Source organism: Streptomyces sp. NBC_01426 (assembly GCF_036231985.1).
In the GTDB taxonomy this organism is placed as follows: Bacteria; Actinomycetota; Actinomycetes; order Streptomycetales; family Streptomycetaceae; genus Streptomyces.
On sequence record NZ_CP109500.1, the window covers coordinates 3,204,247 to 3,217,220 of the forward strand.

General features: G+C 70.9%; 11 protein-coding genes. 2 read left to right on the forward strand and 9 right to left on the reverse strand.

The features are described 5' to 3' along the window. Positions 1 to 36 precede the first annotated feature (36 nt). Together OG906_RS13920 and OG906_RS13925 are read left to right on the forward strand one after the other, a co-directional pair. Positions 37 to 1,314 carry an MFS transporter gene (locus tag OG906_RS13920; RefSeq protein ID WP_329442932.1) on the forward strand — a complete coding sequence of 426 codons (1,278 nt, stop codon included), beginning with the start codon at positions 37 to 39 and terminating at the stop codon, positions 1,312 to 1,314. 148 nt (positions 1,315 to 1,462) lie between these two features. Beyond that, entirely contained in the window at positions 1,463 to 2,461 is a 999-nt protein-coding gene (locus tag OG906_RS13925) for a sigma-70 family RNA polymerase sigma factor (RefSeq protein WP_329442934.1), read from the forward strand. Here the strand turns inward: OG906_RS13925 and OG906_RS13930 are convergent. The 9 genes from OG906_RS13930 to OG906_RS13970 form a co-directional block, all read right to left on the reverse strand. Then, the gene (locus OG906_RS13930; RefSeq protein ID WP_329442936.1) at positions 2,357 to 2,707 is read right to left on the reverse strand and encodes an STAS domain-containing protein; all 351 of its coding nucleotides are present in this window, start codon (positions 2,705 to 2,707) and stop codon (positions 2,357 to 2,359) included. The two genes, OG906_RS13925 and OG906_RS13930, sit on opposite strands and share 105 nt — an antisense overlap. A 204-nt stretch (positions 2,708 to 2,911) precedes the next feature. After that, positions 2,912 to 4,189 (reverse strand): thymidine phosphorylase, encoded by a 1,278-nt coding sequence (locus OG906_RS13935; protein WP_267796650.1) that lies wholly within the window; start codon positions 4,187 to 4,189, stop codon positions 2,912 to 2,914. Positions 4,190 to 4,321: 132 nt separating this feature from the next. Next, the gene (locus OG906_RS13940) at positions 4,322 to 4,720 is read right to left on the reverse strand and encodes a cytidine deaminase (RefSeq protein ID WP_078999525.1); all 399 of its coding nucleotides are present in this window, start codon (positions 4,718 to 4,720) and stop codon (positions 4,322 to 4,324) included. Further along, complete coding sequence (locus OG906_RS13945) at positions 4,717 to 5,982, reverse strand: ABC transporter permease (RefSeq protein WP_329442942.1); 1,266 nt, start codon at positions 5,980 to 5,982, stop codon at positions 4,717 to 4,719. The genes OG906_RS13940 and OG906_RS13945 overlap by 4 nt, the downstream gene beginning before the upstream one ends. Then, on the reverse strand, positions 5,979 to 7,094 hold the full coding sequence (locus tag OG906_RS13950; protein WP_267796652.1) for an ABC transporter permease: 1,116 nt from the start codon (positions 7,092 to 7,094) through the stop codon (positions 5,979 to 5,981). The genes OG906_RS13945 and OG906_RS13950 overlap by 4 nt, the downstream gene beginning before the upstream one ends. Beyond that, positions 7,091 to 8,830 (reverse strand): ABC transporter ATP-binding protein, encoded by a 1,740-nt coding sequence (locus OG906_RS13955; RefSeq protein WP_384617743.1) that lies wholly within the window; start codon positions 8,828 to 8,830, stop codon positions 7,091 to 7,093. The genes OG906_RS13950 and OG906_RS13955 overlap by 4 nt, the downstream gene beginning before the upstream one ends. A gap of 143 nt (positions 8,831 to 8,973) precedes the next feature. Then, positions 8,974 to 10,041 carry a BMP family lipoprotein gene (locus OG906_RS13960; protein ID WP_267796653.1) on the reverse strand — a complete coding sequence of 356 codons (1,068 nt, stop codon included), beginning with the start codon at positions 10,039 to 10,041 and terminating at the stop codon, positions 8,974 to 8,976. A 283-nt stretch (positions 10,042 to 10,324) separates the two neighbouring features. After that, the gene (locus tag OG906_RS13965) at positions 10,325 to 11,593 is read right to left on the reverse strand and encodes an amidohydrolase (RefSeq protein ID WP_329448021.1); all 1,269 of its coding nucleotides are present in this window, start codon (positions 11,591 to 11,593) and stop codon (positions 10,325 to 10,327) included. A gap of 137 nt (positions 11,594 to 11,730) precedes the next feature. Beyond that, positions 11,731 to 12,966: a hypothetical protein gene (locus OG906_RS13970; RefSeq protein ID WP_329442946.1), complete on the reverse strand. Its 1,236-nt coding sequence runs from the start codon at positions 12,964 to 12,966 to the stop codon at positions 11,731 to 11,733. Positions 12,967 to 12,974 lie beyond the last annotated feature (8 nt).

Genomic DNA, 12,974 nt, shown 5'->3' on the forward strand with positions numbered 1-12,974 from the left:
TTGGACGCATCAAAAACGCGGGCCTACGGTTTTGGCATGCCTCCCGCTCATACCGGGGCACCCGTCATCCCGGGTGCCTCCCCCTTGTCGTTTCCCGCACCGGAGCCCCACTCCCCCGGCCGCCCCGGCTACCGCCGGATGAGCCTCGCGCTCTTCGCCGCCGGGCTCGCCACCTTCGCCCTCCTCTACTCCACCCAGGCGCTGCTGCCCGCGGTCTCCGCCGGTTTCGGCGTGACGGCGGGGCAGGCCAGTTGGACGGTGTCCGCGGCCACCGGCGCGCTCGCGCTGTTCGTCCTGCCGCTCAGCGCGCTGTCCGAGCGGTTCGGGCGGACCCGGATGATGACCTGGTCGATGGTGATCGCCGTCGCTCTCGGGCTCCTCGTCCCCTTCGCGCCGAACCTGGAGTGGCTGATCGTGCTCCGCGCGGTGCAGGGCGCGGCGATCGCCGGCATCCCGGCCTCCGCGATGGCGTACCTGGCCGAGGAGGTCCGGCCGAAGGCGCTGGTCGGGGCGATCGGCCTGTTCGTCGCGGGCAACTCCATCGGCGGCATGAGCGGGCGCATCGTCACCGGATGGGCGGCGCAGGCGTGGGGCTGGCGGGCCGGTCTGCTGACCGTCGGGCTGATGTCGCTGGCCTGCGCGGTGGCGTTCCTGGTGCTGCTGCCCCGGGCCCGGTTCTTCCGGCCGGCCTCGCTGAACCCGCGCGCCGTGGGCCGCACGGTCGCCGGTCACCTGCGGGATCCGCTGCTGCTGCGGCTGTACGGGATCGGCGCGCTGTTCATGACCGTCTTCGGGGCGGTGTACACGGTCGTCGGGTTCCGCCTGGTGGACGAGTTCTCGCTCGGACAGGGCGTCGTCGGCTCGGTCTTCCTGGTGTACCTGGTCGGCACGGTGTCCTCCGCGGCCGCCGGTCGGCTGGTGGCGCGGGCCGGGCGGCGCGGCGCGCTGTACCTGGCCGTGACCACGACGGCGCTGGGGCTGCTGCTGTCGCTGGCGGACTCGCTCCCCGCGATCCTGGCCGGGCTGGTGCTGATCACCGCGGGCTTCTTCGCGGGGCACGCGGTGGCCTCGGCGGCGGTGAGCCGGACGGCGAAGACGGGCCGGGCGCAGGCCTCGGCGCTCTACCAGTCCGCGTACTACCTGGGCTCCAGCGCGGGCGGCACCCTGGGCGCGCTCGCCTACCACGCCTCGGGTTGGGCGGCGACGGTCGGGATCGCGCTGCTGGCGGTGCTGGGCGTCGTGTCGATCACCCTGTACGGGTCGCACGCGGCCCGCTCCGAGCGTCGGCCGATGGCCGCGGCGGTGGCGCGGTGACGCGTACCCGCTGAGGGAGCGGTGGCGGGGACGTGCCCGAGGGCGCGTCCCCGTCGGCGTGTCCGGGCTGGTCAGGGCGCTGCGCAGGCGATTGTCAGACCCCTCCGGTAGCTTCCGGGGTATCGGACCGACCAGGGGGATCGACGCCATGAGTGACCTTGCGACCAGCCCGGAGCTGGATGCGGCCATGGACCGCTACCGGGTCGAACTGACCGGCTACTGCTACCGCATGCTCGGCTCCTCCTTCGACGCCGAGGACGCGGTGCAGGACACGTACATCCGTGCCTGGCGGGCCCACGAGAAGTTCGAGGGCCGCTCCTCGCTGCGGTCCTGGCTGTACCGGATCGCGACCAACGTCTGCCTGGACCTGCTGAACGCGGGGAACAAGCGGGCACGCCCGATGGACCTCAGTGCCCCGCAGCACCAGGCCTCCGCCGTGCTGAACGAGCGGCCCGAGGTGACCTGGCTGGAGCCGGTCCCCGACGGACGGGTGCTGCCGCAGACCGCCGACCCGGCGGAGATGGCGCTGGCCAAGGAGTCGGTCCGGCTGGCGTTCGTGGCGGCGCTCCAGCACCTGCCGGCGAAGCAGCGGGCCGTGCTGATCCTGCGCGAGGTGCTGGCCTGGAAGGCCGACGAGGTCGCCACCCTCCTGGAGACCACGGTGGCCTCGGTGAACAGCGCGCTCCAGCGGGCGCGGGCGACGCTCGCCGGTCAGGGGATCCGCGAGAGCGACCCGGCGGACCCGTTGGACGCGGACCAGGCGAGACTGCTGGAGCAGTACCTGAGCGCCTTCGAGGCGTATGACATCACCCGCCTCACCACCCTCCTGCACGAGGACGCCGTGCTGTCGATGCCGCCGTTCGACCTGTGGCTCCGCGGCCACGAGGACATCGCGGCCTGGCACCTGAACCAGGGCATCGGCTGCAAGGGCTCGCGGCTGATCGCGACCACGGCGAACGGCATGCCGGCCTTCGGCCAGTACCGGCCGCGCGAGGACGGACGTCCGGGGCACGAGCCGTGGGCGCTCCAGGTGCTGGAGATCTCAGACGGGAAGATCGTCGGGCTCAACGCCTTCCTGGACACCGCCCGGTGGTTCCCGCTCTTCGGGCTCCCCCAACAACTCGACGAGGCCGACGAGGGCCAGTAGCGCGCGCAGGGAGGGTCCGGCGCCGGTGAGCCGGAGCCGGACGCCGGCCCGGCGGGCCGCGAGGGCCAGTCGGGCCACCGCGTCCACGACGCCGAGGCCGGGCCGGGTCAGCGCGCTGACGTCGCACGCCACCTCGCGGGGGCCGTCCCGGGCGAGCCGGCCGATGCGTTCACAGAGCGCGGCGACATCCCGGGGCAGCGGAGCGGGCCCGGGGACGGTCAGGGATTCGGGTTCCGTCGTGTCCACACCAGGGTGGACCTCCGGGGGGCCCCGAACTCATCGGTCCCCGATCCCGGTCTCGATCCCGGCGTGCCCCGGCGGTGGCCCCGACCCCGCATGACACCGGCTCCGACCCAGACCCCAGACCCCCGGCCCCCGGCCCCTGTCCCGGTACGACGAACGGGACCGGTGGGGGTCCACCGGTCCCGTTCACCCGAAGGCGGCCGCTGGTCAGGCGATGCGGTCCAGGACGATCGGCGTGGCGGTGAACGGGGTTCCCGCCGCGGCGATGTCGAAGGTGCCGTCCAGCGCGGAGAGCGCGTAGTCGAACTTCTCCGGGGTGTCGGTGTGCAGGGTCATCAGCGGCTGGCCCGCCACCACGGTGTCACCCGGCTTGGCGTGCATCTCGATGCCCGCGCCGGCCTGCACCGGGTCCTCCTTGCGCGCGCGGCCGGCGCCCAGGCGCCAGGCGCCGACGCCCACGCCGTAGGCGTCCAGGCGGGTCAGCACGCCGGACTCGGGGGCGGTGACCACGTGCTGCTCGCGGGCCACCGGCAGGGCCGCGTCCGGGTCGCCGCCCTGGGCGGAGATCATCCGGCGCCAGACGTCCATCGCGGAGCCGTCGGCCAGGGCCTTCTCCGGGTCGGCGTCCTTGATGCCCGCCGCGTCCAGCATCTCGCGGGCCAGGGCCAGGGTCAGCTCGACCACGTCGGAGGGGCCGCCGCCGGCAAGGACCTCGACGGACTCGCGGATCTCCAGCGCGTTGCCGGCGGTCAGGCCGAGCGGGGTGGACATGTCGGTGAGCAGGGCGATGGTCTTGACGCCGCTGTCGGTGCCGAGGGCGACCATCGTCGAGGCGAGCTCGCGCGCGTCCTCGATGTTCTTCATGAAGGCGCCGCTGCCGACCTTGACGTCCAGGACCAGGGAGCCGGTGCCCTCGGCGATCTTCTTCGACATGATCGAGGAGGCGATGAGCGGGATGGCCTCGACGGTGCCGGTGACGTCGCGCAGCGCGTACAGCTTCTTGTCGGCCGGGGCCAGGCCGTCGCCCGCCGCGCAGATGACGGCGCCGGTGGTGTCGAGGACGTGCAGCATCTCCTCGTTGGAGAGCAGGGCGCGCCAGCCGGGGATGGACTCCAGCTTGTCCAGGGTGCCGCCGGTGTGGCCGAGGCCGCGGCCGGAGAGCTGCGGGACGGCCGCGCCGCAGGCGGCGACGAGCGGGGCGAGCGGGAGGGTGATCTTGTCGCCGACGCCGCCGGTGGAGTGCTTGTCGGCGGTGGGGCGGGAGAGGGAATCGAAGTTCATCCGCTCGCCGGAGGCGATCATCGCGGCGGTCCAGCGGGCGATCTCGCCGCGGTTCATGCCGTTGAGCAGGATGGCCATCGCCAGCGAGGACATCTGCTCGTCGGCGACCACGCCGCGCGTGTACGCGTCGATGACCCAGTCGATCTGCTCGGGGCTGAGTTCGCCGCGGTCGCGCTTGGTGCGGATGACGGAGATGACGTCCATGAGGGTGACTTCCTTCCGGCGGTGCGTACGTTCGAAAACTCTACGCGCATAGAGACATGCGGGGTGGCATGGGAGGGGTGAAGGGGAACGGCCCTTCCGCACGCGGGCGGAAGGGCCGTCACAGGGATGCGGCTATCTGAGGTGGTCGGGCCCGAAGGCCTGCGGGAGCATCGCGGAGAGCGGCAGGATGCCCTCCGGCGTCTCCACCTGGAGTTCGGGGCCGCCGAACTCGAACAGCAGCTGGCGACAGCGGCCGCACGGGACCAGGATGTCGCCCTTGCCGTCCACGCACGTGAAGTGCGTCAGCCGGCCGCCGCCCGTGGCCTGGAGGGAGGACACCAGCCCGCACTCGGCGCACAGGCCGAGGCCGTAGCTGGCGTTCTCCACGTTGCAGCCGACGATGGTGCGGCCGTCGTCGACCAGCGCCGCCACCCCGACCGGGAAGCCCGAGTAGGGGGCGTACGCCCGGGACATCGCGTCCCGGGCCGCCTTGCGCAGGCCGTCCCAGTCGGGGGCGTCGGCCGTCGTCACTTGCCCTGACCCTTGCGGTACGGCATGCCGTCCGCCTTGGGCATCCTCAGGCGCTGCGCGGAGAGCGCGAGCACCAGCAGGGTGGTGACGTACGGGGCGGCGTCCACGAACTGGCTCGGGACCGAGTCGGTCACGGCGTACCAGAGGAAGATCAGCACGGCGAAGACCGCGGAGACGGCCGCCGGGACGTACTTCTTCTTGTAGCCCTGCCAGAGCGCGGCGAGCAGGAGCACGATCGCGACGAGCAGCAGCAGCGCGTGGACGTTCTCGGCGCCACCGCGCAGCTTGAGGCTGTCGATGAAGCCGAACAGGCCCGCGCCGAGCGCCATGCCGCCGGGCATCCAGTTACCGAAGATCATCGCGGCGAGACCGATGTAACCGCGGCCGCCGGTCTGCCCCTCCTGGTAGATCGAGCTGGCGACGATCGACAGGAACGCGCCGCCGAGGCCGGCCAGGCCGCCCGAGACGATCACGGCGATGTACTTGTACTTGTACACGTTGACGCCGAGGGACTCGGCGGCCACCGGGTTCTCGCCGCAGGACCGCAGCCGCAGGCCGAAGGTGGTGCGCCACAGCACCCACCAGGTGCCCGGGATCAGCAGCAGCGCGACGACGGTCAGCAGCGACAGCTCGGTGACCAGACCGCCGATGACGCCCGCCAGGTCCGAGATGAAGAACCAGTGCTTGGCCTGGAGGTCGGACATCCAGTCGGACAACCCCGGCACGGTGATCTTGTAGATCGGTTCGATCGACGGGGACTGCTTGGAGGAGCCGCCCGGCGCGTCCGCGAACGTGAAGTTCGACAGGTACTGGGTGAAGCCCAGGGCGAGGATGTTCACGGCCACACCGGAGACGATGTGGTTGACGTTGAAGGTGATCGTGATGATCGCGTGCAGCAGGCCGCCGATGGCGCCACCGATGATGCCGGCCATCACGCCGGTCCAGGGGCCCCACTGGTAACCGGCCCAGGCACCGAACCAGGTGCCGAGGATCATCATGCCTTCGAGGCCGATGTTGACGACGCCCGCGCGCTCGGCCCACAGGCCGCCGAGACCGGCGAGGCCGATCGGCACGGCGAGGGAGAGGGCGCCCGACACCTGACCGACCGAGGTCAGGTCGTTGGCGCCGCTGATGACGCGGACCAGCGAGATCAGCGCGAGGCCACCCGCGATGATCAGCATGATCCAGGGCAGGCTGAGCTTCTGGCGGCCGCCGGACTTCTTCGGGGCGGCGGCCGTCGCGGAAACGGTGCTGGTGCTCACGCCGCGACCTCCTTGTCGGTCTTGATGGCGTGGCCCGCGGCCAGTTCCTCGCCGACCTTCTGCTGCTGTCGGCGGATGCCGTAACGGCGGACGAGCTCGTACGAGACGACGACCGCGATCACGATGAGGCCCTTCATGATCGTGCCGATCTCCTTCGCGTACCCGGCCGTGTCGAGCGAGGCCGAGGCCTTGTCGATGAAGGCCATCAGGAACGCGGCGAGGAGGATGCCGACCGGGCTGTTGCGGCCGAGCAGCGCGATGGTGATGCCCGTGAAGCCGACACCGACCGGGAAGGAGAGGTTGTACGTGTGGGTCTCGCCCAGCAGCTGCGGCATGCCGGACAGGCCGGCGACGGCGCCCGAGATCAGCATCGAGGTGATGATCATCTTCTTGGCGTCCACACCGGACGCCTGGGCGGCGGACTCGCTGGCGCCGGTGGCGCGCAGGTCGAAGCCGAAGCGGGTGCGGTTGAGCACGAACCAGTAGACGATGCCGAGGGCGAAGGCCACGAAGGTGAAGCCGTAGATCTCCAGGCCGTCACCGATGGACAGCGCCGGGAACCAGCCGGACTCGGCGATGTCGCCCGTGGTCAGGTCGTTGGAGCCCTCCGGCTGGATGCCGAGGTTCTTCGGCAGGATCAGCCAGGCGATCAGGCTGGTCGCGATGGCGTTCAGCATGATCGTGGAGACGACCTCGCTGACCCCGCGCTTGGCCTTCAGGACACCCGCGATGCCGGCCCAGAAGGCACCGGTCAGCATGGCGACGACCACGATCAGCAGGATGTGCAGCGGACCCGGCAGGGTGACGGCGGTGCCGACCACGGCCGAGATCATCGCGGCGAGGCGGTACTGGCCGTCGACGCCGATGTTGAAGAGGTTCATCCGGAAGCCGATGGCCACGGCCAGGGCCGCCAGGTAGTACGTACCGGCCTGGTTCACGATGAGGACCTGCACGTCCTCATAGGAGGCGTTCTCGACCATGAGGCGCATGGGCTCGATCGGGTCCACGCCCGTCGCGGCCAGCACGACCATGGTCAGCAGGAAGGCGCTGACCAGCGCGAGCGCGGGGCCGGCGAAGCCGAGGAGCAGCCGGTCCTTGTCGAATTTCTTCATCGGGCCTCGTCCTCCGGGGCATCGGCACCAGCGTCGGTACCGGCGGAGTGGTTGTCGGTGGCTTCCAGGTGCCCGGAGGCGGCGCCCGTCATGGCGGTGCCGAGTTCCTCGGGGGTGACGGTCGCGGGGTCCGCGTCCGCGACCAGGCGGCCGCGGTAGATCACGCGCAGGGTGTCGGACAGGCCGATCAGCTCGTCCAGGTCCGCGGAGATCAGGAGTACGGCCAGTCCCTCGCGGCGGGCCTCGCGGATGGCGTCCCAGATCTGCGCCTGCGCGCCGACGTCCACACCACGGGTGGGGTGGGCGGCGATGAGGAACTTCGGGTTGTGGCTCATCTCGCGGCCGACGATCAGCTTCTGCTGGTTGCCGCCGGAGAGCGAGGCCGCGGTCACCTCGATGCCGGGCGTGCGGACGTCGTACTCGCGCACGATCCGCTCGGTGTCCTTGCGGGCGGCCTTCGGGTCGAGGATGCCGCGCTTGGAGTTCGGCGACTCGGTGACGTGACCCAGGATGCGGTTCTCCCACAGCGGGGATTCCAGCAGCAGGCCGTGCCGGTGGCGGTCCTCGGGGATGTACCCGATGCCGCCCTCGCGGCGCTTGCGGACCGACGCCTTGGTGATCTCGGTGCCGTCGAGGGTGATGACGCCGGCGTCCGGGGTGGTCATGCCCATCAGGGCTTCGATCAACTCGGTCTGGCCGTTGCCCTCGACGCCCGCGATGCCGAGGACCTCGCCCTTGTGGATCGTGAAGGCGATGTCGTCCAGGAGCAGGCGGCCGACGCCGGCCGGCTCGTGGACGAAGGCGTCGGGCAGGCCCGGCGTGCGCGCGGTGTCCTCGGTGTTGACGGGGGGAAGACCACCCTCGGCGACGGTCAGACCCGCCACCTTCAGCATCGGGACGTCCGTCACGGTCGACTCGCGGGTCTCCGGGGAAGGGAGTTCGGAGCCGACCATCAGCTCGGCGAGCTGCTTGGTGGTGGTGTTGCGCGGGTCGGCGGTGCCGACCGTGGTGCCGCGACGGATGACGGTGATGTCGTCCGCGACCTTCAGGACCTCGCCCAGCTTGTGCGAGATGAAGATGACGGTCAGGCCTTCGGCCTTGAGCTCGCGCAGGTTGTCGAAGAGCGCGTCCACCTCCTGCGGCACGAGCACGGCGGTCGGCTCGTCGAGGATGAGGATCTTCGCGCCGCGGTAGAGGACCTTGAGGATCTCCACGCGCTGGCGGTCGGCGACTCCGAGGTCCTCGACCAGGGCGTCGGGGCGCACGCCGAGGCCGTACGCGTCCGAGATCTCCTTGATCTTCTTGCGGGCCTTGGCGCCGATGCCGTAGAGCTTCTCGCCGCCGAGAACCACGTTCTCCAGGACGGTGAGGTTGTCGGCCAGCATGAAGTGCTGGTGCACCATGCCGATGCCGCGGGCGATGGCGTCGCCGGGGCTGGAGAAGGTGACCTGCTCCCCGTCGATGGCGATGGTGCCCTCGTCCGGCTTCTGCATGCCGTAGAGGATCTTCATCAGGGTCGACTTGCCGGCGCCGTTCTCACCGACGAGGGCGTGGACCGTGCCCTTGCGGACGGTGATCGCGATGTCCTTGTTGGCGACGACGCCGGGGAAACGCTTGGTGATGCCGTGCAGTTCTACGGCGAGAGGGGGGCTGGACGCGTTGATGACGCACTCTCCTTGGCGCGGAAGGAGCTGGAGGCAGGAGGACAGGGCGGGGAGAGAAGGTATCGCGTCCACGATGCCTCTACGCGCGTAGCACTGTCGAAAGTGAAAACTTGCGGCCAACTGACCACAAGGAACACCGAACACGGCTCGGGGCCCGGGAGCGATAGAGACCGCTTCCCGGACCCCGGAGACCATTACCGCATGTCGGACGGCCCTTACGGGGCGGTCTTGACGGTGATCTTCTTGGCGATGATGTCGGCCTTGGCCTTCTCCACCGCGGCGATGACTTCAGCCATCTTCTTGTACTCGGGGTTGGAGTCGGCCAGGCCGACGCCGTCCTTGTCCAGGCCGTAACGGATCTCGCCGTTCTCCGGCTTGCCGTCCTTGACCGACTTGATCAGGTTGTAGACCGAGTCGGAGACGTCCTTGGTGACCGAGGTCAGGATGCGGTCCTTGTACTTCGACAGACCGGCCTGGTTGTACTGGTCGGAGTCGACGCCGATGGCCCACTTGCCCTTGGCCGAGGCGGCCTCGATGGCACCGGAGCCCGCGAGACCGGCGGCGGCGTAGACCACGTCGGCGCCGCCCGCGTCGATCTGGCCGTTGGCCGCGGCCTTGCCCAGGTCGGGCTTGGAGAAGCCACCGAAGTCCGGGGGCTGCGTCAGGTAGGCCGACAGCACCTTGGCGTTCGGGTTGGTGTCCTTGACGCCCTGGGTGAAGCCCGCCTCGAACTTCTTGATCAGCGGAACCTCGACACCGCCGATGAAACCGACCGTGCCGGTCTTCGAGACCTTGGCGGCGGCGACGCCGGCCAGGTAGGAGCCCTGCTCCTCGTTGAAGACCAGGTTGGCGATGTTCTTGCCGGTCACCGAGGTGTCGTCGATGATGCCGAACGTGGTGTTCGGGAACTTCGGCGCGACCTTCTTGATGGCCGGGGCATAGGCGAAACCGACGCCGATGACCGGGTTGTTGCCCTTGCGGGCCAGCTCGGTGAGGCGCTGGACCTTGTCGGCCTCGCCCTCGCCGTCCGTGGGCTCCGCCTCGGCGGTGGTGATCTTCAGCTCCGACTTGGCCTTCTCGAGACCCGCGAAGGCGGCGTCGTTGAACGACTGGTCGCCGCGGCCACCGATGTCGTACGCGATGGCGGCGCCGGCGGCGGCCTTCGTCTCCGAGGAGGAGGACGAGGGGCTGTCAGACGACTTCTTACCGCCACAGGCGGTGGCCGAGAGGGCCAGCGCGGCGGACGCGAGGCCCACGGTGGCGATCCTGGTGATCCGGCGCAAGGGGAGGCTCCTTCAAAACCTGACCGAAGCGCCACGACCGGCGCTGGTTTCGCGGCGATCGTAACGCGCGTAGATGTCAGTTAAAGGCCCGTTCATGAGTCGTTATCGGATCGTCGCGAACCGGACAGTGACCGATCGGTGACTCCTCTTGTGTCCAGCCCTTGCGTACCAAGGGCTGGACACGTATACCGACCGACCACCGGATGAGGTAGGGACTTTGCGCGGGCTTGACCGCGGGCTTGACCGCGACCCCTGCCGTGAGGTCGGCGTCGAGCGGGCGGTGTTATCCGGCCGATCGCCCCCGGTGGGCGTCGAATCGGGCCTCGCCCCGCCCGTCGAGCAGGGCCGCGGCGGTGAAGAACTCCACGCCGACGCCGATCGCGGACTCGTCGACGTCGAAGTCGCCCCGGTGCAGGTCCTTCTTGGTCGTGTCCCCGGGCTTGCGGACGCCCAGGCGGGCCATGGCGCCGGGGACGTGCTCCAGGTACCAGGAGAAGTCCTCCCCGCCCAGGCTCTGCTCGGTGTCCTCGATCGACTCCGCGCCGAGCCGGGCCGCCATGGACTCGCGGAGCAGTTCGGTGACCACCGGGTCGTTGACCACCGGCGGGACGCCCCGGACGTAGGTGATCTCCGACTTGGCCCCGTGCAGGGTCGCGATCTCGTCGATGGCGGCGTGGATCTGGTCGGGGGCCTCGTGCCAGGCGTTGATGTCCAGGCAGCGAACCGTCCCGGACAGTTCCGCGTGCATCGGGATGACGTTGCAGGCGTGCCCGGACTCGATCCGGCCCCAGGTGACCGACATGCCCGAACGGGCGTCCATCCGGCGGGCCAGCACGGCCGGGACGTCCACCGCGACCCGCGCGGCGGCCGTCACCAGGTCGGTGGTCAGGTGCGGGCGGGCGGTGTGCCCGCCGGGGCCGGCCAGGGTGACCTCCAGGCGGTCACAGGCCGAGGTGATCGGACCGGCCCGCAATCCGATCCGCCCCGAGTCCACCCGGGGGTCGCAGTGCACCGCGATGATCTTGCCGACGCCGTCGAGCACCCCGGATTCGATGGCGTCGCTGGCCCCGCCGGGCAGGACCTCCTCGGCGGGCTGGAAGAGCAGGCGCACGGGGTTCGGGAGCAGGCCCTGCCGGTCGAGTTCGGCGAGCACCAGGCCGGCGCCGAGCACGACCGAGGTGTGGACGTCGTGTCCGCAGGCGTGCGCGCGGTCCGGGATGGTGGACCGGTACTCGACGTGCACCTTGGCGTCCGGGATGGGCAGGGCGTCGATGTCCGCGCGCAGGGCCAGCATCGGCCGGCCGCCGTCCCACGTCCCCACGTCACAGATGAGGCCGGTGCCGGACTTCAGCACCCGTGGTCGCAGGCCGGCCTGTTCCAGCCGGGTCTTGATCGCCGCCGTGGTGCGGACCTCCTGGTGTCCCAACTCGGGATGCATGTGCAAGTCCCGGCGGAAGGCGATCAGTTCGGCACGCAGGTGGTCCGGAAGCTTGCCGGGCAGCTCGGGCCGGTCGGGCTTGCCGGGCAGGGCGGTCTGGGACTCGCGGGACATCAACTGGTTCACCCGTTTAAGGGTAGGCCCACCGACGGGTCAACTGGCTGGAGATCACAAAAAGTTCATGCCGTTAGGGGAAAGAAACCCGACCTCTGGACGCATGACCGTATGCATGCGCGGGTAAACTCGCGCGCTCATCCGGCCGCCGGAGCGGTCTGAGCGGGGAGTCTGCGCACATCACGGGCGGTGTCGGTGACCCCGGCGAGGAAGCCGCGGGCCCGCGGCGAGGCGCCGGCGGTGAGCCAGTCGGGATCGACCCCGCACACGGCCACGGTGACGCCGGTGCCGATCAGGGCGTACGGCAGCGTGTGGACGACCGTGGACGGAAAGCTGACGATGGTGCGGCCCACCGGCCCCCGCCGGGCGATCAGCTCCAGCGGCAGGTCCGGGCGCACGATCTCCAGCCCGGTCGCCTCGCTCAGCTCGCGCAGCTTCTCCGGGGACTCGCGGCGGTGCGCGAAGTAGCGGGTCGCGCCGTGTTCCCTGGTCAGGGCCAGGACCGCGGCCCGGTAGCGGGCCGGATCCACCACGCCCGTCTCCACGAGCGAGGTGCCGACCAGGTCCGTTCCCCGGGTCAGGCGGGGCGGGCCGAAACGGGCCCGGGTCCAGGCGAAGTCGTTGAGCCGTACCTCCATCCCGGGCAGCGGGGTGACCGGCATCGAGGTGAACACCTCCACCCGGCGACGGTCGCCGCCCGGGGTCAGCCTGCGACGCGCGGTCCCCGACACCGGGGCGTACGCCAGCTCGCGCACCCGGGCCCCGGCGCCGGACCCCGTGCGGTGCCAGCGGCGCAGCCGCTCCCCGCGCCCGAGCTGCGCGACGAACTCCATGGTGGCGGTGCCGTCGTCGACGACCACCAGTTCGGCGGCCCGCGCCGGGGCCAGCAGGAGCTGGACGAAGCGGGAGAAGGGGTCGCCGACCACGATCCGCTCGGCCCTGCGGACATCGGCGGCGAGTGCGGCCAGCGCCTTGAACGGGGCGCCGGCTCCCCCGCGCGCCTCCTGCCAGTGGACGGTGTACCCCTCGTCGCGGGCGAGCCCGGCGACCCGGCGGAGCTGCCCCCGGGACATCGGATCGGTGGGCGGGAGGACCACGATCGTCGGCGCCTGCGGGCCCGACGCACCGGAGCCGGGCAGGGTGCGCGACCCGCCGGCGCCGCCGGCGGCCCGGTCCCCGGCGGTCCCCCGGGCGGCGTATCGCCCCGGCTGGCTCGGGACGCCGTCCAGCAGCCGGCCGGCGGCCGCGCGGGCGGTTCCGTCGTCGGCGCGGGCGGTTCCGTCGTCGCCGCGTCGCGCGTGGGCCCACTCCAGCACGTTCAGCAGCTGGACCGGGCTCTCCACGAAGGCCAGGGTGGATGCGGAAGGGATCACCACGTTCT

Excerpts from the sequence above, each read along its gene's own strand:
- OG906_RS13920 (WP_329442932.1), top strand. The coding sequence starts at position 37 with ATGCCTCCCGCTCATACCGGGGCACCCGTCATCCCGGGTGCCTCCCCC.
- OG906_RS13925 (WP_329442934.1), top strand. The coding sequence starts at position 1,463 with ATGAGTGACCTTGCGACCAGCCCGGAGCTGGATGCGGCCATGGACCGC.
- OG906_RS13935 (WP_267796650.1), bottom strand. The coding sequence starts at position 4,189 with ATGGACGTCATCTCCGTCATCCGCACCAAGCGCGACCGCGGCGAACTC.
- OG906_RS13950 (WP_267796652.1), bottom strand. The coding sequence starts at position 7,094 with ATGAAGAAATTCGACAAGGACCGGCTGCTCCTCGGCTTCGCCGGCCCC.
- OG906_RS13965 (WP_329448021.1), bottom strand. The coding sequence starts at position 11,593 with ATGTCCCGCGAGTCCCAGACCGCCCTGCCCGGCAAGCCCGACCGGCCC.